This window comes from Candidatus Sphingomonas phytovorans, assembly GCA_029202385.1.
Taxonomy (GTDB): Bacteria; Pseudomonadota; Alphaproteobacteria; order Sphingomonadales; family Sphingomonadaceae; genus Sphingomonas; species Sphingomonas phytovorans.
In genome coordinates this window covers 4,833,335-4,853,447 of sequence record CP119314.1, presented here as the reverse complement: position 1 = coordinate 4,853,447, position 20,113 = coordinate 4,833,335, and the positions used below count along the sequence as shown (strand labels likewise).

The following is a 20,113-nucleotide window of genomic DNA, read 5'->3' as shown; positions in this document are numbered from 1 at the left end:
ACTCAGCCCGGCACCAAGGCAGAATCGCCCCCCTGCACCTCCATCGTGCGCGCCCGCTTCGTCAGCACCAGCACCAGGGTCGGCAGGATCGTCAGGACCAGCGGCGCGCCGATCGCCAGACCGAAGATGATCGCGGTCGCCAGCGGTTTCTGCAGGCCCGATCCCCGGCCGATCCCCAGCGCCAGCGGCAACAGGGTCAGGATCGCGATCAGCGCCGACATCACGATCGGGCGAAGCCGCGCCTTGCCGGCCGCGAGCAGGCTGGCCGCATCGACCGGCGCATCGGGCACGAGCTCGGCCAGATAGAAGATCGCCAGTTCGGTAATCATGCCGACCACCATGGTCAGCCCCATCAGCGCCGAGATGTCGAGTTCAGTCCCGGTCAGCCACAAGCCGGCGAACACCGCCGTGGTCGACAGCAGCACCGTCCCGATCACCGCCGCGGTGAAGGCCCATTGCTCATAGAGCAGGGTCAGCAATAACGCTGAGAGCAGCAACGCCGCGACGAAGACGGTCGTCAGGTCGCTGAACGACTGTTTCTGCTGCGCATAGAGCCCGCCATAATCGACCCGGATCGTTGAAGGCAGATTCAGTCCGGCGACCGCCGCCTGCACCTCCTTGATGCCTGACCCGAGATCCTTGCCCTCAAGCCGCGCGGTGACTGGGATGAAGGGGGCAAGATCCTCGCGGGTGATCTGGCGCTGGCCGGCCGCGATATTCACCTGCGCGATCGCGCGCAGCGTCACCGCCCGACCATCCGCCGCCCGGATCGTCAGCGCCTTGAGTGCGTCCGCGCGCTGACGCAGTTCGCGCGGCAGGCGAACGCGCACATCGATGACCTGTTCACCAGACAGAATCTTCGTCGCGACCGTGCCGCCGACCTGAGTCTCGACCTGCTTCGCCACCGCATCGGGGTCGAGCCCCGCCAGCGCGGCGGCGGCGCGATCGACCTTGATGATGATCGCATCGCCCGCGACCCGAAGGCCATCCTGCACCTCGACCACGCCACCGATCCTGCCGATCGTCTCAGCGACCTTGCCGGCCGCAGCGGCGAGCTGCGCCTGATCGTCGCCGAACAGCTTCACCTCGATCGGCTGCGGTACGGCGGTGAGATCGCCGATCAGATCCTCCATCAACTGGACGGTCTCGATCTTCAGGCCGGGGACGGTCGTTTCCACCTTCCCGCGAATCTCCTCCATTACCTCGTCGATCGGCTGGCGCGATCCGGATTTCAGGCGGATGAAGAAATCGCCTTCGTCAGCCTCGGTCAGTCCACCGCCGAGCTGAACACCGGTACGCCGCGAATAGCCGGTCACCTCCGGCGTCTCGCGGATGATCTTCTCGACCTGGCGCAGCAGCCGATCGGTGTCCGAGAGCGCCGCACCCGATTTCGCCTTATAGTCGAGCACGAAGCCGCCCTCGTCCATCACGGGCATGAAGCCCGATTGCAGATTGTTCCAGGCGAACAGGCCCATCAGGATCAGGACGCCCACCCCGACCGCCGCGAACAGGCGGGGCCTGGCGAAGGCACGAACCGCCAGCTTCTCGTACCGGCTGCCAAGCGCCCCCGTGACTCGATCGGCCCTGTCCGCTGCCTCGGCATCCTTCAGCGTCAGCCAGCGATCGGCGATGATCGGCAGGACGAAGCGGGCGTAGAGCAGCGAGACGACCAGTGCCGCCGCCATCGTCACCGCCAGCGCCTTGAAGAAACCACCGGTCACGCCGGTGATGAAAGCCAGCGGCAGGAACACGACGATCGTCGCCATGGTCGATCCGAACAGCGGCTTCGCCATCTCGCGCGCGGCCGCCAGCATCGACGGACGCTCGCCTTTCTCCGCCTCCTGGAGGCGGCGCATGAGATGTTCGAGCATCACCACCGCGTCATCGACGACAAGGCCGACCGCCGCGGCCATGCCACCGAGCGTCATCATGTTGAAGCTCATGTGCAGCGCGTAGAGCCCGAGGCAGGTCGCCGCGAGCACCGCCGGCAACAGCGCGGCGGTGATGACCATCAGCCGCCAGCTTCGCAGGAACAGGAACAGCACCACGCCGGCCAGGATCGCGCCGAGCAGGATTGCGTCGCGCACCGCATTGGCCGCGCCCGTCACCAGTTCCGACTGGTCGTAATAGGCGCTGACCTTGACATCGGCGGGTAGCGCGATGCCCTTCAGCCGCTCGTCGACCTGCCTGACCAGCGTCACCGCATCAGCCGTCGGGGTCTGGCGGATATTGATGAGCACCGCGTCAGCGCCATTGGAGGTCACCTTGGTCCAGGCAGGCGCCGGCGCGCGGCGGATCGTCGCGATCTGGCCAAGCGTCGCGACCCCCGCGCCGGGCGCGTTTCCAGCCTTGACCGGGATCGCGGCAATGTCGGCCTCATTTGCCAGCCGGTCTTCGACCAGGGCGAGATACAGCCGGTGACGGTCCTCGATCCGGCCGAGCGCGGCGACGCTGTTGGCACTGCCGAGCGCTGTCGAGACATCAGTGACGGTAAGGCCGAGCGACTGGAGCCGCGCCGGATCGACGTCGACCTCGATCTCCGGCGCTGCTCCACCGAGCACATCCACGCCGGCAACGCCCGGCACGGTCGAGAGCAAGGGCCTGAGCTTCAACTGAGCAAGCTGCGCCAGTGCCACGCCGTTCAGTTTGCCCGACGTCAGCGAGATTCCGAGCACCGGGAAGATCGTCGGGTCCGACCGGCGCACGCTGAAACGCGTCCCGGCCGGCAGATCGGGCGCGATCGTCGCCAGCGCGCCCTGAGTCGCCAGCGTCGCGGCGACCATGTCGTCGCCCCAGGCGAAGCCGATCGCGATCTCCGCCGAGCCGCGGCTGGTGGTCGAACGGATCCCGGTCACGCCGGGGATTCCGCGCAGCGCAATCTCGGCCGGGCGGGTGATATCGGCGGCCATCTGCGCCGCATCGCGCTCGCCCGCATCGATCGAGACGACGACGCGCGGATAATCGATATGCGGGAACAGGGTGACCGGCAGCCGGGTCGCCGCGACCAGACCCGCCAGCGTTATCAGGAAGACGCTCAGCCAGATCGACCGGCGATGGCGTTGCAGCACCTCCCTCACCTGGCGGCTCCGGCGCCTTCAGCGACCTTCATGCCATCTTCAAGCGCGGTGCCGCCTTCAGTCACGACCTTCTCGCCCGGCTGGAGCCCCTTAAGAATCTGGACACGGTCCCCCGAGGAATTGCCCGGCGAGACGTCTCGACTTTTCGCCACGCCGTTCCTGACCACAAAGACATAGCTTCGCCCGCCATCGTCGAGCAGCGCCGCATAGGGGATGGTGATGCCGTTGCTCGTCGCGCCGACCTGAAGCGTCGCACGCAGCGGCTCGCCGGCCCCCAGATGCAGGCCGGCCGGGATGCGGACATAGATCGAGGCGAGCCGCGTGGCCGGATCGATCTGCGGATCGATGCCGACCATAGCCACCCTGGCGGGCATATTGCCGTTGACCGTATCGATATCGATCGGCTGGCCCGGATGAAGGCGTTGCGCGATCGCTGAATCGACGCCGAAGCGTGCGCGCAGATCGCCCTGTACCGCGACCGTCGCCACGGCCGCACCGGCAGCCACCTGGTCGCCCGGCCTGGCGGTCAGGTTGCGCACCGTGCCGGCGATCGGCGCGCGCAACACCAGTCCGCCGTCCTTGATCCCGAGATTGGCGCGCGTCGCGCTGGCGACGGCGGCGGCCGCACGAGCGGTTTCGACATCGGCGTTGCTGACCAGCCCGTCGGCGCGCAGCCGGAGCGCACGGGCATAGGCTGCCTGCGCCGCCGCCGCCTCCGTACCCGCCCTGGCAATGGCGAGTCGGGACGCCGGGCTGGGCCGCAGCAGCATGATCGCCTGGCCGGCACCCACCGCGGTTCCTGTCGGTGCGGCGATCGAGGCGATGATTGCCTCCGCCGGCGCCACCACCGATCGCTCGCCGCCCGGACCGGCCTCGGTCGCGCCATAGACAGTCACGGAATCGCTGGATGCGCCGGCTTCGGCAATGCCGGTGCGAACCTGCGCGACCGCTGTGGGCGCCTCGGCCTCGGTCGCGGCCTTGCCGCCACAGCCGGCCAGCAGGAGCGGAAGAAGGAGCGGCAGGTACGACTTCATTGGGTCCATCCTTCGGCGGGACCGCCCGAGAGCAATTCGAGCGCGATGGTCTGCTCGGCGATCTGCTGGTCCAGCTGGCGCAGGGTGAGGCGCCGGTCGCGCAGGGACTGCGCGGCGGTCTCTGCGGTTGCGGGCGCCAGATCGCCGCGTTTCGCGGCGCGTTCGGTACTGGCGGCGAAACGCTCAAGCTCCGGCATCTGCGCGATCAGCTGGCCCCTCTGGCGGCGCACCGTGACGAGAACCGTGACCGCCGCGTCGATCTCGGCGCGGGTCTGGAACAGCCGCGCATCATATTCGGCATGGAGCTGCTCCCGCGTCGCGCTGGCGATCGCGATCCCGCCACGGTTGCGGTTCCATAGCGGCAGGGTGAAACCGATCGCCGGACCGACAGTGTAGTTGTTCGCGGTATCGCGGGCACCCGCCACGGTCAGCGAGAGATTGGGGAACTGGTCGAGGACTGCCTTGTGCAGGCCAGCCTCGGCCACGCCATAGCCCGCGCGCAGCGCCTGGAGATCGAGCCGGCGCGCGAGTGCCTGCGCGGTGAGCGTCGCACCGTCCGGCGGCACGATGGGATCGGAGGGCGCGGCAAGCGACAGGCTGGTCTCGGGCGGCAGGCCGAGCATCTTGTTGAGGTCGCCGCGCGCGGCGGCGAGATCGCGTTCGGCAACGCGCATCTTGTCGGTCAGATCGACCAGCGACTGGCGGCGGGTGTCGAGTTCGCCCCCGGCGATGTCGCCCCGTCCAGCGGCACGCTGCGTTGCCTCGAACAGCCTTTCGGCGGCGGCCGCGCTGGTGCGCGCAATGACGAGCTGGTCGGCCAGCGCGAGAATCCGCACCCCCTGCAGCCGGGCCTGCCCAGCAACCTGCCATTCGGCCCAGGCGAGATCGAGCCGTACCTGCCGCTTGCTCGCATCGCCCGCCTCGCGCGTCACGCGTGCCGTACGGAGCTGCGCGATATCGAGGCCAAGCTGCGCGCCCAGCGCGTTGAAGACATCCGGGCCCGACAGGATCTTCTCGAAGCTGGCCTGGAAGCTTGGATCCGGCAGCAGCCGTGCGGCAAAGGCCTGCGCATCGGTCACGCCTGTCTTCGCCCGCTGCGCCTTCAGTTCGGGATTCTCCAGCACCGCGATCACCGCCAGCGCATTGGGTGTCAGCGCCCGCGACAGGTCGATCGACTGGGGCGCCAGCCAGGGGCGGTCGATCTTCGCGGCATCCGCCGACAGGAGCGCCGCATCCGGTGGCGCAAGCACATCCGACGGGGTGGAAAGCGGCGCCGCCTTGTACCCGACGCAGCCCGAAAGCAGGCTGCCGGCCAGCAGCAGGGTGAGCGACGCGCGCCTCATCGTGACCTCCGGGGCAGGCTCACCAGGGCCGTCACTCCGGGATAATTGTCGTCGAGGCGAACGGTGCCGCCATGCGCCCTGGCGATCGCCGCCACGAGGCTGAGACCCAGGCCGTGACCGGGTGTGGTACGGCTGCTTTCCAGCCGCGCGAAGCGCGCGAACACGCGCTCGCGATCGGCTTCGGGGATACCCGGTCCCCTGTCGCTCACGACGAGCTGGACGCCCTCCTCGCCGGCAGCCAGGGCGATCCCGATCGCGGTGCCGGGCGGGGTATGGCGAAGCGCGTTGTCGAGCAGGTTCACGACAAGCTGAGCGATCAGTTCCCGATTGCCGTCGATCTCGACATCGGGCGCGATGCTGCGCAGCAATTGCCGGCCGGAATCCTCCGCCGACGGCAGATAGGAATCGGCGAGATCAGTCATCAGCGCGCTAAGGTCGAGTCGAGTCATGCGCACGACGACCCCGCCCGCCTCGACCTCCGAAATGCTCAGGATCGCGGCGAACAGGTCGAGCATGTCCTCGGTCTGCTCGATTGCCTGCTGCATCGCCGTCCGCAGTGCCGGCGCATCGGCGTTGCTTGCCAGCGCGATATCGAGCTTCTGCCGCAGGCGCGCGAGCGGCGTACGCAGATCGTGCGCGATGTCGCCCGACACCTGGCGCAGATTGTCGAGCAGCCCGGCAATCCGGTCAAGCATCTGGTTGAGCGTTTCGGACAATCGATCGAATTCATCGCCGGTGCCGGACAACGGCATGCGTTGCGCCAGATCGCCGCCGATGATCGCATCAGCGGTCCGATTGATCGCGCCGAGCCGCCGTCCGAGAGCACCGCTCAACAGGAAGGTCCCGATGACGCCGATAGCGGCGATCAGGCTGAAGGCGATCGCGAACAGCGGGATGATCCGGCCGTCGAGTTCCTCGATCGCTTCGGGGTCGGCACCGACGATCAGCGTGCCGCCGCCGACGGTACGCGACGCGAAGGCGCGCGTATCGTCCAGCATGCCGCCGTCCTTGACGAACCACATGTTCGACCAGCCGGGCGGCGGGATCGCGGTCACCTTGCGCCCGGCCTGCAACCGGCCCGTGGCATCAAGCACGGCGTAGCGCATATCGCCCCGCTCCTGGCGGACGCGCTCGGCGATGATCTTCTCCAGCCCGCCCGCCCCGAGGTTGTCCGCCTCGCGCAGAATGGCACCGCGTTCGGTCACCACGCGCTGCTCGAGCTCGTAGCGCAGTTCCTGCCGGATCGCCCAGTACATGGCCGTGCCCAGCGCGAGGATCAGCACCGTGAAGGCGAGGCTGTAAAAGGCCGCGAACCGGAACGCGGTCGAGGAAGGCAATCTAGGCATCGGCGTCGAACAGATAGCCCGCACCCCGGATCGTCTGGATCCGGTCGCGGCCGGAACCGGCGTTGAGCTTCGACCGGAGCCGGCTGATATGCGTTTCGACGATGTTGGTCTTTGGATCGAAATGGAAATTCCACACGCGTTCGAGCAGCATCGTCCGGGTCACCACCCGCCCCGCATTGCGGATCAATTGTTCAAGCAGGGCGAATTCCCGCGCCTGGACCTCGATGCGCTGCCCGGCGCGACGCACCTCGCGCTTCAGCAGGTCCATCTCGACATCGCCCGCGCGCAGCACGGTCTCCGTCGCGACCGCTGCCGGCCGCCGCGACAGGGCGTTGAGCCGCGCCGTCAGCTCAGTGAAGGCGAAGGGCTTGACCAGATAGTCGTCGGCGCCCGTCTCGAGGCCCGCGACACGATCCTCCACCCGCGACAGCGCGGTCAGCATCAGCACCGGGGTGGCGATGCCCGCCGAGCGGATCGACCGCAGGATCGTCATGCCGTCCAGCACCGGCAGCATACGATCGAGGATGATCGCGTCGAACGGTTCGCCGGTCGCGAGAAACATCGCGTCACGACCGTCGGCCGCGGTGGTCACCACATGGCCGAGCTCGCGCAGGCCGCGCTCGATATAGTCGCGCGTCTCGGCATCATCTTCAGCGACCAGCACTTTCAACACCGCGTCCTCCTGTATCGGCTTTGCACCAGCGCGGATTGGTCACCCTTTTCGCGCTTTATACAAATCGCCAATATTGGACGGCGACGGTAGCTGGATCCTCGTCGCGGATGCGGCGACCGCGACTATTTTTCCGATACGACCATCAGGCGGAAACTACCCGGCTTCGCCTCCGGCCGCGGCTTGCCGCTCGCGTCCTTCGTCCAGAGGAGGTCGGCGGTCGAGCTGAAGGCCCGGTGGCTCTTCGGGTCGATCGATACCGTCTTGGCATAATCGTCGATCGGCAGCGTCTGGTTGACCGCGTAATGAGTCTTGTCGACCTGGTCGATGATCGTCCAGCCGCCCTTGCGGTTGGCGACGAAGATCCGGTCCTTCGCATCATCGTAGGCGATACCGTCGGGATCGTCGCCAACCTTCACGGTCGCGACGATCTTGCCGGTGTCGGCATCGACCACGACCATCAGCGAATTGCCGGTGCAGCCGCTGAACAGCAAACGATCGGACGGGTCGAATGCCAGCGGCCCCGGGCCATCGCATCCGTCGAGCTTGATCGTCCGCGCGAGCGTCAGGGTCTTTGTGTCGATCTCGGCGATGGCATTGCCCTCTTCGAGATTGACCCAGACCTTGCCCTGGCCATCGGCCTGCGAAAATTCGGGCGCCTTGGGCAGCTTGATCGTCTTGATGACGGCAGCCCTGGCCGGATCGATCACGCTGATATCGGCCGAGCCGCCGTTGAAGGCGAAGATCATTCCCGATGCCGTGTCGTGCACGATCGAATCCGGCTTCTGCCCGGCCGGGATCGTCGTGATCGCCTTGCCGTTCGCCAGGTCGAACATCACCACCGCGTTCTGGCCGCCATCAGTGACGAAGCCATGGCCCCGCGCCGGATCGAGCGCGACGCCATGCGACACTTTCAGCCCGTCCACCTGGAACAGCGGCTTCAGCGTGGCGAGATCGAGCACATGCACCGTCGTTGAATGAGTGACGTACAGACGGTTCGAGTCGGAATCGACCGTGAGATAATCGCCCCGGCCGTCGCCGGGCAGCGGCACCCTAGCGACCCGGAAGGCGATGGGGGCCGCCGCCGTCGCATTGCCGGCGGACGCGGCCTCGCCGCTGGTGGACGCGGAATGACAGCCTGCAAGCATGACCAGGGCAACGGAGCAGGCAAGTAAATTACGCATGATTCCTCCGGATTCCATTGCCTTATGCTTTTCCGGCGAAGTGGATTACCGATGAATTCCCCGACACATAGTCGAGGCGAACCGTATTCACCGTCCATCCTCTCGATCTTCTTGACAGCTGCCGCACAAGTGCCGGCGCCTTTTCGGCGCCTCACCTGCGATTTCAAGTTACAAGTGTGTAATGTATCTTGCCGTCGAAGTATCATTCGCAAATGACCGGCGCCCGCCGGGAGTCTACCTCGGCCTCTTCCGGCTCGGCAGGCGAGAGGACAGCTAGAGCTCGATGGAAGCCGATACTTTGACCGTACGCGGCGCGCCTTGCAGCAACGAGGTGCCGAACGAGTCGAACGAGGAAGCCCAATAGCGCTTGTTGGCGACGTTATCGACGGTGGCGCGCAGGGTCAGCGGATTGCCGCCCACCAGCAGGACATAGCGCGCGCCGAGATCGAATCGGGTCCAGGATGGAATCTCCAGCGTGTTCGCGGCATTGACCTGCTGCTTGCCGGTATTGACGACCCGGCCGGTCAATGTGGCGCCGGGCAGGAAGCCCAGATCCCATTCGACATTCGCGTTGGCGAGATAATCGGGGACGCCGACCGCGGTGTTGCCGTCGTTCGCGCCGCCCAGCGTCTTGCGCAACTTCGCCTGGTTCACCGAACCACCGGCGATAACGCGAAGTCCATGCGTGATCTCGCCATCGACGCTCAACTCGATGCCGCGATTGCGCTGCAGGCCGAACAGGCCGAACGTCGTTGCCGTCGGATTGGCCGGTGTCGGCGTGGGCACGCTGTACGCGCTCGGCAATTCGGTCTGGTACAAGGCAAGCGAGGCGTTGAACCGGCCAAGGCCCACCTTCCCGCCGATTTCATATTGAGTCGATACGTAGGCCGGGAAGATCTGGCCCACATTGATGTTGCCGGCACCTGCGACGGCGCCCTGTTGCAAGCCCTCGATCCGGTTGGCGAACAGCGACAGACCAGTGACCGGCTTGATCACCAGCCCGACGACCGGCGTCACGGCACTGGTCCTGAGTTTCGTCGTCAGGTCGCCCGCCGCGATCCCGTTCGCCGGATCGGCGTTATAGGCATAAGAACGCGTGTCGATCGTCTGCAGCCGGAGGCCGGCGGTGAGCAGGATCCTGTCGTCCCAGAAACCGAGCGTATCCGACGCGAACATGCTGCCCAGCTTCGAGCGGCCGACGGGGAAGGGATCGGCCAGATTGCCGCCGACCAGAGTCGAGCCGGGCAGTGCGACCCTGGGCGTGTTGTAGAGATTGGTCGCATAGCCGGCAAAGCCGGGGCCATAGAGGAAGTCATAGGCGTTGCGGTTGACCTGCCAGATCATCGAACCGCCAAGGTTGAATTCCTGGGTGACGCCGCCGGCCGCCAGCTTGACGCGAATCCCGGCCTGCGCCGTCTCGTTATTGTCGGTTCGCGGCACGAACAGCGCGTTGCCGTTGGCGTCGCCCGTCACCGCATTGGTCACGGTGATGCCGTCGTAAATGCCCCGCTCCGACCCGTCGCGCGCGCCGAACGCGGCATAGAGCATGGCGTTGTCGGACAGGTCATATTCGCCGCGCACCGCACCGAAGATGTCGCGGAGCGTGGTGTAGGAGAAAGCCTGGCCGTAATTGTGATCGGCGGCCGGCACTGCGGGGATCGCCGCGCCCACAGTCACCTTCGGCCTGAGATTGCGGATCTGCACGCGCTGATAGGCAAGGTCGAGCGAGAGCCGAACGCGATCGCTGTGCCAGTCGAGGCCGGCGCCGAGCACTGCCGTACGACGGAATTCATTGTCGATCGCGACGTCGCCCGACCGATAGGCGCCGTTGATTCGAATGCCGAAGGCATCGTCGTCGCCGAAGCGGCGCGACACGTCGAAGCTGCCGCCGAAATGCGACCCGCTGCTGTAGTTGGCCGTCACCCGGGTCAGCGGCGTGGTGCCAGCGCGTTTCGATACGAGGTTGACGCTGCCGCCGACACCTGTCCCGCCCGGGGCGGCGCCGTTGAGGAAGGCGCTCGCGCCGTTCAGCACCTGCACTGAATCATACAGCTCAGGCGCGACGAGCTGACGCGGGGCCAGCCCGTAGAGCCCGTTGAAGCCGACATCGTCGCCGGCCAGGGTGAAGCCGCGAATGACGAACTGTTCGGCGGCGTTGCCGAAGCCATAGGTCGTGCGGATCGACGGATCATTCTCCAGTACCTGACCCAATGTCTGCGGCTGCTGGTTGAGGATCAGCGCAGCGTTGTAGCTCGTGATGCTGAACGGCACGTCCTCGGCCGCCTTGTCGCCGAGCACGCCGACCTGCCCGCCGCGCCTCACCTCGGTCTGGTTGCCCTTCTGCGCGGTGACGATGATGTCGGCGTCGGACGGCGCCGATTCCTGTGCCCAGCCCGGCGTGGCGAGCGCCAGCGCCGAGCCGGAAAGCGCGAGGCGCGAGACGAAGCTGAAGATGGACTTGGACACGGGTATCCCTTTCATCGGCGCGTGGCGCCTGCATGGAGTTCAGGTTCGTCGGGCACGCATCGCCCAGGCCACCGCGACGACCGGGACCGACAGCGCAATCCATGAGGCGACGTCCTCGATGCCGTCTCCGGCGAGCGCGCTGATCAGGCCGACCGTGCTGACCACCGCGATGGCGACGGGCACGGCGAAGATCTGGCGGGTCGTTTGTCCGCCGAGCTTGCGAGCGGTGCTCATGCGGTCGCCACCGGCTCGACGGCACCCCCGGTCTCGACCTCGCGCACCCGTGCGTCGAGCGGCGTCCGCCGCTTGCCCAGCCAGAGGTACAGGCCGGACCCGAGGATCACGAGCGTGAACAGATCGAGTATCGCCCAGAGGATCTTGAGCGGCAGTCCGCCATAATCGCCGAAATGCAGTGGCTGCGACACGAGCAGCGCCTGCGCATACCAGGGCAGCGGCCGAATCGCGGTCAGTTTCCCCGTCTCGGCATCGACCAGCGCGGGCGTGAGCAGGCGCTTGGTGATCGGCGTTTCGCCCTGGAGAAACACGGCATAATGATGCCTGCTGCTGAAACCGCCGCCGGGAAAGGCGACGAATTGCGGCTGGTTGCCGGGCGCGGCGGCCTTCGCCGTTTCGACCGCGGCGTTGATCGACGCGAGCCGGCCGGGCGACGGCGCCTTCGTGTCCTTATAGGCGGCTGTCATCTCGGCCAGGTCGTTCCTCTGCCAGAGCTGGATGATCGGCGTGGCGAGTGTGTTGATCACACCGGTCACGCCGACGACGCTGGCCCAGGCAAGCACGACGATGCCGAGGAGGTTGTGATAGTCGAGCCATTTGAGCCGCGTGCTGCGCGAAACGCGCACTGTGCCGAAAGCGAGCTTCCGCATGAACGGCGCATAAAGCACCACGCCCGAGACGATCGCGACGAAGAACAGCACTCCCATCAGGCCCAGAAACAGCATGCCCGGCAGGCCGAGGAACATGTCGGTATGCAGCTTCAGCAGGAACGCGATAACCCCGCCGCCGTCGAACGTACCGACCAGCGCGCCCGTGCGCCGATCGAACGCGCGGGTCGTCATCTTCGCGGCCGGCGCGTCCGGTGTCGGCCCGGTGGTGATGTTGACCACCGGCCGGTCCTCGTCAAAGCTCATGAACAGCCCGACCTCGCCCGGTCGCGTCGCAAGCGCCGTTTGCATCAGTTCGTCGAGCGACTTGAGCGGCGCATCGGCGCGGACGCCGACAATCTCCGGCCGGCCACCCGTCAGCGAGTCGATCTCATCGTGGAAGATCAGCGGCAGGCCGGTGACGCAGAGCATCAGCAGGAAGCCGGTGCAGACGATGCTCGACCATTTATGGACGAGATACCACGCCCGGATCGTGCTCCGGCTCATCGACGAGCATCTCGAGCTATATTGAGAGGCATTATCAGATATCGTTAGCGCAGCGCGCCCTGTCGAACAAGCGGCGGGACGGGTCCAATTCTCCTAAATTATTGGGTCAAGCGGGAGCCTGTGTGGGCAGGTCGGCGGCAGCTCGCAGACGGCGGAGCGCATCGTCCGCCTCGACTTCGTCGAGGCTCGCAAAGCCAAGACGCACCCCCCGTTCGACCGAAGGTGCGATCGCATAGGAAGTCGACGGCGCGAAGCGGAGACCCACCGCCGCGCCGTTCCGGTCGATGCGGTCGAGCAGCGCTGAATCCGCGAAGCGCAGCCAGAAGGCCAGCCCGCCATCGGGCACCTCGAATTCGGCCAGCCCGCCGAAATGACGATCGAGCGCGTCAGCGAAGGCTCGCCGTCGTGCCCCGTAGACGATGTTCGTCTTGCGCGCGTGGCGACGCAGCTCGCCGGCGTCGATCAATTCCGCAACCGCATCCTCGGTCAGGGTGTTCCCCTGTCGGTCAAGCGACATCACCTGATGCGCGATCGCGTCGATCACCCGCGTCGGCGCGACGATATAGCCGATCCGCAGGCTGGGCAGGGTCAGCTTGGACAGCGACCCGATATAGATGATCCGGCCCGGCGCGTAACTGGCAAGCGGCAGCAGCGGCTGCGATTCGAAATGATATTCATGGTCATAGTCGTCCTCGATGATCGCAAAGGCGAATTGCCGCGCCAGTTCGAGCAGCCGCAGCCGTCGCTCGGGCCGCAGCGCCACGGTGGTCGGAAACTGGTGATGCGGCGTCAGGAAGATCGCCTTGACGCGGTGCAGCCGGCACATGCGCTCCACAGCCTCGACATCGATACCGTCACGATCGAGCGGGACGCCGACCACCGTCGCGCCCATCGCCTGGAAGACGACGGCGGCCGGCGCGTAGCTGAGCGATTCCATCAGCACGGTATCGCCGCGGGAGAGCAGGATCCGCGCCGCCAGCGCCACCCCCATCTGGCTGCCGCGCGTGATGCAGATATTATCAACCCCGGCGACCACCCCGCGCTGCGCATTGAGCATGTCGGCGATGCACTGACGCAGCACGGCCGATCCGCGCGGATCTCCATAGCGCAACCGGTTGCCGCGCCGCGCCCGCGCGATCGAGTCGCGATAAGCTCGGGCAAGGAGCTCGGTCGGAAACAGCCGGCAATCAGGGCTCCCCTCGTCGAAGGTCAGCCAGTCGCTGCCCGACAGGACAAAGGGTGCGGTCGCCGTCATCGCGAAGGGAAATTCGGCTGTGTCGGGCGGTCCCGCCACGCCTTGCGGCTCGAGCGGCTGTTCCGGCAGGTTCGCGGCAACCATCGTGCCGCGCGTTCCCTTCGATTCGAGCCACCCCTGCGCGGTCAGATCGTCATAGGCGAGCACGATCGTCTTGCGGTTGACTTCAAGCGTCGCGGCAAGCTCCCGGCTGCTGGGCAGATAGGTGCCGGGCGCCAGCCGCCCGCGCTGTATCTCGTGGATCAGCGCATGCACGATCTGGAGGTAGAGCGGCATCGCCCGCGTGGCGCTGATCCGCTCGGACAGCATCACCTTCCATGGTCGCAGCATTGGACCCTCACCTGCTCGACTATTCAACCATCCTATGGGCCACGCCGCCAGGAGCGGCAAGCGACCCGCTCAGGGCCTCAACCGCGCCGCCAGCCAGCGCGCGCCATCGTCGATCGCGCGCGCGGCGAGCGGTGAGATACCGACCGCTTCGATGAAGCTGTGGGTGGCACCGGCATAGAGTCTGGCCTCGACCGGCACACCCGCAGCCGCCAGCCGCGCCGCCATCTCGCGATTCTCGTCGGCGAGGATGTCGCATTCGGCGATGCACAGGAAGGTCGGTGGTAAACCGGCGAGATCGGCCAGGAGCGGCCGGGCATAGGGATCGTCACGGTCCGCATCGCCCAGATAGTCCGACCAGAAGGCAGCCATCTCCTCCGGGTTGAGGATATAGTCGTCCGACTGGAAAAGGCCGTGCGAGGCGCGGTGTCTGGTGTCGAACGCGCCATAATTGACCAGCACGGCGCCCAGCCAATCCTGGCCCGCATCGCGCAGCCGCAGCGCGGTCGCGACCGAGAGGTTCCCGCCGGCGGAATCGCCGCCGATCGCGATCCGGCGCGGATCGAGCCCGAATGCCCCACCCTCGGCCCGCAGCCATTCGAGCACCGCGTGAACCTCCGCCAGCACTTGCGGATAGCGCGCCTCGGGGCTCAGGCTGTAGTTCACGCCGAGCACGGCGCAGCCGCTGCGCGCGGCATATTCCCGCATCAGCCGATCATGCGTGTCGACGCTGAACAATACCCAGCCGCCGCCATGGAGATACACGAGCACGGGCAGATCCGGGGCGTCGTCGGGGCGGTGAAGACGTGCCGTCACGCCCCCGATATGCAGGTCGACGGTCGAAGCCATCACCGGGCCGCCGAGATTCCAGGGCTCACGCACGAGCGCCGCGATACGCCGACGATCCGTGACGTCAGCCGGCGCGCCATGCCGCGCATAGTCCGCCGTCAGCCGCCGCTGGAAAATCCGGATATCGGGATCGAGATCGTCGGATGTCACGGCCGCCGCGCGTCGCGCATCATCCGCGACAGGGGCGTCTCGCCCAGCGCGTCGACAATCTCCGCAAAGGCAGTGTCGGATTCGTCCTGGCCAAGCTTGAACTTCGCGTCGCTGCGGATCACCCTCGCGCGGAACGCAACGATGTGTGGCAACATCCTGGCATAGCGGTCGCCCATCGTATCGACGGTCCAGGCACCGGACGCCTGCCCCTCCAGCGCGTTCACCAGTTCAGCGATCGCACGATCATTCTCCTCGGGGAGCAGGCTGATGTCGACCTCGAACTGAGCCAGCGCATAGTTCCAGGTCGGCGCCCAGCCGGGGGTGGAGACCCAGGCCGGCGGAATATAGGCGTGCGGCCCCTGGAACAGAATCAGTGCGCGAGGTCGGTCGCGCACCATCCCCACCTGCGGATTGGCGCGGGCGAAATGGCCGAAGAATTCGATGACAGCCCCGGTCTCATCGGTTTGCGGCAGGAGCGGCAACGGTGTCGTCACATGCCCTTGCGGGCCATCGGATATGACAAGGCCAAGCATCTGCGCGCGCACGAACGCAGCGACATCCTCCGGCGATCTCGGCGAGAATTTCCCGGTCATCGTTGCGGTACGATGCCCCATTTGCGGTCTGCCGCCCAGATCGCGAAGGCATGGAACACCGCCTCCTGCTCCTGCGCCGCCGCCGCACCCGATGCGCCCATATGACCACCGGTCGTGGCGATGCGGGCCATCATGGGATTGCCGGCGGTGGTCAGAGACCTGGCGCGCACCGCGAATTTGAGCGGCTCGTAGAAGGCGACGCGTTCATCGGCGACACTGCCCGTCGCCAACAATGCCGGATAGGCGGCGGATCTGAGCTGGTCATAGGGCGAATAGCTCGCGATATAGGCATATTCCGCCGGCACGCGCGGGTCCCCCCAGATCGGCAGCGCGGTCAGCCCGAGCGGGTGCGTCTCGAAATAATCCATCGTGTTGAGCGGGTCGACGAACGGCACCTGCGCGATCACCCCCGCCCACAGATCAGGCCGCATCGTGTAGATCGCCCCCATCAGCAACCCGCCCGCCGAATAGCCATGGGCGACGATCCGACCCTTCGCAGCATAGCCTTTAGCCACGAGATGCTCGGCGCAGGCGATGAAGTCAGTGAAGGTCTTCTTCTTCCCTGTCTTCAGGACCGACCGCCACCAGTCGTTGCCGCGCTCTGCACCGCCCCGGACATGGGCGATCGCATAGGTCCAGCCCTGATCGACCAGCGCGATCTTGCCGGCCTCGAACGCTGCATCGACCGTCGCGCCGTAGGAGCCATAACCATAAAGGAACAGGGGTGCCTTGCCGTCCTTCGGCGCGCCCTTCCGGCGCAATATGGTGATCGGCACCCGCATACCGTCTTCGGTCGTCGCCTCGATCCGTTCGAGATCATATCCGCCGGGATCATAGGCGGGATTGGCAGCAACAGCCGCGGCCGGCGCCGAGGCGCCGTCGTTCAGCGCCAGGCGATAGGCGCGCGGCGCGAGACGCGGCGACTGATAGGTGAAGGACAGCGCGGATGCCGCCCAGCCCTGCCCATGCGGCACCGACAAGGCATAGGCGGGCTCATCGAACGCAACCTCGCGCTCCTTGCCGTCCTTGCCCATCATCACCAGCCGGGGCAGCGCGTCACGCCATTCCTCCCGCACCAGCGTGTCCCGGAACGGATGGATCGCGGCGATGAACCGTCGGGCCTTGTGCGGGACCCACTCCTTCCAGTGAGCCCGCCCCGGCGTGGCGACCGGCGCGGTCATGATCTTCATGTCGACTGCATCGTCCACATCGGTCAGGATCACGAGCCGGTCGTTCCAGTGATCGACATCGTAGCGCAGGCCTTCGGCGCGCTTCTCGACCAGAATCGGCCTCGCGATGGGATCGCTCGCCGGCACCAGCCAGGCTTCGGTCTGCGCGCTGTTGAGCAGGCGGATCACGACGAAGCCGCCGGATGCAGTGGTCTTCAACTCGATGAAGAAGGCAGGATCAGTCTCGGCATGGATCTGGACGTCAGTGCCGTCCCGCATATCCCGCCGCCACACCGAATTCGGATGACCGTTGCCGTCGCGACCGACCCAGAAGAGATAGCGGCCGCCCGAGTCGAAAGCGAAGCTGCCATGGCCTTCGTTGATATCGGCCACCACCATCCGGCCGGTCGCGATCTCCCGCACGCGGATGCCAAAGATGCCGGAACCGGTCAGATCCTGCGACCATCCGAACAGTTTCTGGTCGGGACTGTGGAAGGTCCCGCCCCAGTGCAGCGCGAAGAATTTCCTGCCGGCCGCCTCCGCCCCGACATCGAGCAGTATCTGTTCGGCCCCGCCGCCGGCCGGACGTCGCGCGAAGACCGGATACTGGCTGTCGCCCGGCTGGCGCTGATAATAGAAATAGCCGCCATCCTCGACCTCGATCGGCGCGTCCGCCCCCGCCTCCACAGCCCGGGCGCGCGCCAGCAGCGTTGCCTGCAGCGGCCCGGACGGCGCAAGCATCGCATCGGTATAGGCATTCTCGGCCTTCACCGCGGCAGCGATCGGCGCGTCGAGCGTCGCCGGATCGCGCAGCACCGCGTGCCAGTCCTTCGGGCGCATCCACGCATAATCATCGGTGCGCTTGTGACCGAAATTGCCGACCACGGCCGGCACGCGGAGGGGTTGCGGCGGAACCGGCCAGCGCATCGTCGCGGCCAGCACCCGGCCCGGCCGTGCCAGCGTCCCCGCGGCAAGGGCCAGCATCGATACGCATAGATGTCGGCGGTCGATCATGTCGTTCCCATTCATTATCGTGGCCGAAGGCGGTCGACCTTCCGACCGCCTTCGCACTGTCCTACATCGCCCAGTTGACCTGCACGCCGAGCGTGCGCGGCTTGACGATGAACCGGCTCGCGCCCGATCCGAAGTCCTGATAGCCGAAGGTGATGGCGCGCTTGTCGCCGATATTCTCGGCGAACGCGGCGACCGTAAAATCGGCGACCTTCACCGACACGCGCGCATCGAAGATATGATAGGGTGCGAAGGTCGTATCCTCGTTAAGGAAGCCGGGCGAGCGCGACACGTAGCGATGGAGCAAGGTGACGGTCGGTTCCGCGACACCACCGAAATTATAGGATACAGTGTTGGAGATGCGCCATTTCGCGGCCGAAGGCAGCGTCTTGCCCGACGCCAGGGGCGGTGCCGCGGTGGGGATGTCCTTGGTCAGCTTTGCATCGAGATAGGTCAGGTTCGACACGAGCGAGAGACCGCCAAGATTGAGCGTGGCCGACGCTTCGGCGCCGTAGATCTCGGCGGCACCCGCATTCGCGCCATAGGTCAGCCCGTCGCCGACACGACGCAGCCTGACCTGCAAATTGGTCCAGTCGATATAGAAACCCGTGACGCTGACGAAGAGCTTCCGGTCGACCAGGCTGAAGCGCGTGCCCACCTCATAATTCCACAGGCTGTCCGATGTCGTCCCGGCCGGGATCGGCGATCCGGCGAGCGGCGGCAGGGTGTTGGGCGAGCCGAAGCGATAGCCCTTCGACGCCAGCGCGTAGAACATCAGGTCGGGGCGTGGCTGGTATTTGATCGAGGCCTTGGGCGCGAAACCCGAATCCTGCACCTTGTACGGCGGGTTGATGACGGTGCCGCCGAAGAAGATGCCGAACTGGTCGGTATAGGTGTCGGTCCGCGTGCGGAACAGGCGCCCGCCCCCGGTGATGGTGACATCGCCGAAATGCAGATTGGCCTCGCCGAACAGCGCGTCCTCGTCACCCTTGGTATGCGAGGCGGCGTAATAATATTCGTCGCCATGCGTCAGGCCAGCCGCCACATCCGCCGGATGCGCCGCGGCATAGCCCGGCGACGACAGATGTTCCTGAAAGCCCTTGGTCGTATCGATATGCGTGGCGCCGATCAGCCAGTCGAACGTCCGGCCCTTGGGCGAGGCGAAGCGGACTTCATAGGAATAGGTATTACTCTGCCCTGCCTGCAGGAAATAATGATTGCCGGGATTGAGGTTGCCGTAGAAGGGTGTGAAATCGTCGAAGATATCGCCGGTCTTGCGGTTGTAGGTGCCGATCACCGTGGCGGTGGCGAAACCGAAATCATGGTCGAGCCGCAGGCTGTGGAGCTGAGTCTTGAAGATCACCGGGGTTTCGAACCTGGTCGAGCGCTGCAACAGGCCGAGCCCCAGATTGCTGACGCTGGGGTCGTCGGTGCGGCTCTTCTGGTAGAGGCCAAGATAGCTGATCGTCGTATCGACATCCGGGGTAAAGACGATCGACCCGCGCAGACCGAAGGTATGGACATCGTTCGACCCGCGGATGTGCGTCCCGATATTGTCGATATAGCCAGCGTCCACCCGCTGAGTCGCGACCAGGCGCACCGCCAGCTTGTCGGCGACCAGCGGCACGTTGATCATCCCCTTGGCGCGATAGTTCACCTCGCCCGCCGAGAAGCGCGTGGTGCCGATCGATCCTTCAGCCGCGGCGTGGAAGCCGCTGGGGTCGGCAAGGTTGGAGATGAAGTTGATCGCCCCACCGAGCGAGGCCGATCCGAACAGCGTGCCCTGCGGGCCGCGCAGCACCTCCACCCGCGACACGTCGAACGCATCGATGTCCGGGATGACGATGGTGTAACCCGGCTCGTTCATCGGGATATCGTTGATGAAATAGCCAGTGCTGCCCTGGCCCTGGTCAAGCCCGGCCGTCGTGCCGATGCCGCGGATCACGGCAGTGGAATTGTTCGAGGGACCTTCGTTGAACGCGACACCCGTCGTGCGGGTTAGATAGTCCTTGAAGTCTTGCGCGCCGATCGCCTCGAGTTGGGCACCGGTCACGGCCGAGACACCCCCGGCGACATTGCTCAGCTTCTCGGCCCGCTTGTTGGCGGTAACGATGATGTCACCGCCGCTTTCGGCGGCAGGTTCCGCCTGGACGGTGGCCTGGGCCTGGGCGGATGCCGAGCCGGCAGCCAGCAGGGCGATCGCCGGGACGGCGGGCAGATAGCGCGATACGGTTCGAATCATGGTCGCATA

At 66.2% G+C, this 20,113-nt stretch carries 14 protein-coding genes; all 14 read right to left on the bottom strand.

The features are described 5' to 3' along the window. Positions 1–2: 2 nt before the first annotated feature. Positions 3–3,077 (bottom strand): efflux RND transporter permease subunit, encoded by a 3,075-nt coding sequence (locus P0Y59_22275; GenBank protein WEJ99601.1) that lies wholly within the window; start codon positions 3,075–3,077, stop codon positions 3–5. Further along, positions 3,074–4,111, bottom strand: a complete 1,038-nt coding sequence (locus P0Y59_22270) for an efflux RND transporter periplasmic adaptor subunit (protein WEJ99600.1) — start codon at positions 4,109–4,111, stop codon at positions 3,074–3,076. The genes P0Y59_22275 and P0Y59_22270 overlap by 4 nt, the downstream gene beginning before the upstream one ends. Beyond that, positions 4,108–5,454 (bottom strand): TolC family protein, encoded by a 1,347-nt coding sequence (locus P0Y59_22265; protein WEJ99599.1) that lies wholly within the window; start codon positions 5,452–5,454, stop codon positions 4,108–4,110. Before P0Y59_22265 ends, P0Y59_22270 begins: the two co-directional genes overlap by 4 nt. Continuing rightward, positions 5,451–6,800: a HAMP domain-containing sensor histidine kinase gene (locus tag P0Y59_22260; protein WEJ99598.1), complete on the bottom strand. Its 1,350-nt coding sequence runs from the start codon at positions 6,798–6,800 to the stop codon at positions 5,451–5,453. The genes P0Y59_22265 and P0Y59_22260 overlap by 4 nt, the downstream gene beginning before the upstream one ends. After that, on the bottom strand, positions 6,793–7,470 hold the full coding sequence (locus P0Y59_22255; GenBank protein ID WEK02656.1) for a response regulator transcription factor: 678 nt from the start codon (positions 7,468–7,470) through the stop codon (positions 6,793–6,795). The genes P0Y59_22260 and P0Y59_22255 overlap by 8 nt, the downstream gene beginning before the upstream one ends. Before the next feature lie 125 nt (positions 7,471–7,595). Next, a complete protein-coding gene (locus P0Y59_22250; protein ID WEJ99597.1) occupies positions 7,596–8,654 on the bottom strand; it encodes a YncE family protein in 1,059 nt (352 codons plus the stop codon). 273 nt (positions 8,655–8,927) lie between these two features. Beyond that, positions 8,928–11,120: a TonB-dependent siderophore receptor gene (locus P0Y59_22245; protein ID WEJ99596.1), complete on the bottom strand. Its 2,193-nt coding sequence runs from the start codon at positions 11,118–11,120 to the stop codon at positions 8,928–8,930. 39 nt (positions 11,121–11,159) lie between these two features. Next, entirely contained in the window at positions 11,160–11,354 is a 195-nt protein-coding gene (locus P0Y59_22240) for a hypothetical protein (GenBank protein WEJ99595.1), read from the bottom strand. After that, positions 11,351–12,508, bottom strand: coding sequence for a PepSY domain-containing protein (locus tag P0Y59_22235; protein WEJ99594.1), 1,158 nt, complete (start codon positions 12,506–12,508; stop codon positions 11,351–11,353). The genes P0Y59_22240 and P0Y59_22235 overlap by 4 nt, the downstream gene beginning before the upstream one ends. Positions 12,509–12,614: 106 nt before the next feature. Continuing rightward, entirely contained in the window at positions 12,615–14,093 is a 1,479-nt protein-coding gene (locus P0Y59_22230; protein ID WEJ99593.1) for a PLP-dependent aminotransferase family protein, read from the bottom strand. A 69-nt stretch (positions 14,094–14,162) separates the two neighbouring features. Continuing rightward, on the bottom strand, positions 14,163–15,089 hold the full coding sequence (locus P0Y59_22225; protein WEJ99592.1) for an alpha/beta hydrolase: 927 nt from the start codon (positions 15,087–15,089) through the stop codon (positions 14,163–14,165). Next, positions 15,086–15,682, bottom strand: coding sequence for an FMN-binding negative transcriptional regulator (locus P0Y59_22220; protein ID WEJ99591.1), 597 nt, complete (start codon positions 15,680–15,682; stop codon positions 15,086–15,088). Before P0Y59_22220 ends, P0Y59_22225 begins: the two co-directional genes overlap by 4 nt. Then, positions 15,679–17,865 (bottom strand): prolyl oligopeptidase family serine peptidase, encoded by a 2,187-nt coding sequence (locus tag P0Y59_22215; protein WEJ99590.1) that lies wholly within the window; start codon positions 17,863–17,865, stop codon positions 15,679–15,681. The genes P0Y59_22220 and P0Y59_22215 overlap by 4 nt, the downstream gene beginning before the upstream one ends. A 61-nt stretch (positions 17,866–17,926) precedes the next feature. Beyond that, positions 17,927–20,104, bottom strand: a complete 2,178-nt coding sequence (locus P0Y59_22210) for a TonB-dependent receptor (GenBank protein ID WEJ99589.1) — start codon at positions 20,102–20,104, stop codon at positions 17,927–17,929. Positions 20,105–20,113: the final 9 nt, after the last annotated feature.

Bases quoted from the DNA above. Each gene is read 5' to 3' on its own strand.
- P0Y59_22220 (WEJ99591.1), bottom strand. From the start codon at position 15,682: ATGACCGGGAAATTCTCGCCGAGATCGCCGGAGGATGTCGCTGCGTTC.
- P0Y59_22250 (WEJ99597.1), bottom strand. From the start codon at position 8,654: ATGCGTAATTTACTTGCCTGCTCCGTTGCCCTGGTCATGCTTGCAGGC.
- P0Y59_22270 (WEJ99600.1), bottom strand. From the start codon at position 4,111: ATGAAGTCGTACCTGCCGCTCCTTCTTCCGCTCCTGCTGGCCGGCTGT.
- P0Y59_22230 (WEJ99593.1), bottom strand. From the start codon at position 14,093: ATGCTGCGACCATGGAAGGTGATGCTGTCCGAGCGGATCAGCGCCACG.
- P0Y59_22240 (WEJ99595.1), bottom strand. From the start codon at position 11,354: ATGAGCACCGCTCGCAAGCTCGGCGGACAAACGACCCGCCAGATCTTC.
- P0Y59_22235 (WEJ99594.1), bottom strand. From the start codon at position 12,508: ATGAGCCGGAGCACGATCCGGGCGTGGTATCTCGTCCATAAATGGTCG.
- P0Y59_22210 (WEJ99589.1), bottom strand. From the start codon at position 20,104: ATGATTCGAACCGTATCGCGCTATCTGCCCGCCGTCCCGGCGATCGCC.
- P0Y59_22260 (WEJ99598.1), bottom strand. From the start codon at position 6,800: ATGCCTAGATTGCCTTCCTCGACCGCGTTCCGGTTCGCGGCCTTTTAC.
- P0Y59_22265 (WEJ99599.1), bottom strand. From the start codon at position 5,454: ATGAGGCGCGCGTCGCTCACCCTGCTGCTGGCCGGCAGCCTGCTTTCG.
- P0Y59_22215 (WEJ99590.1), bottom strand. From the start codon at position 17,865: ATGATCGACCGCCGACATCTATGCGTATCGATGCTGGCCCTTGCCGCG.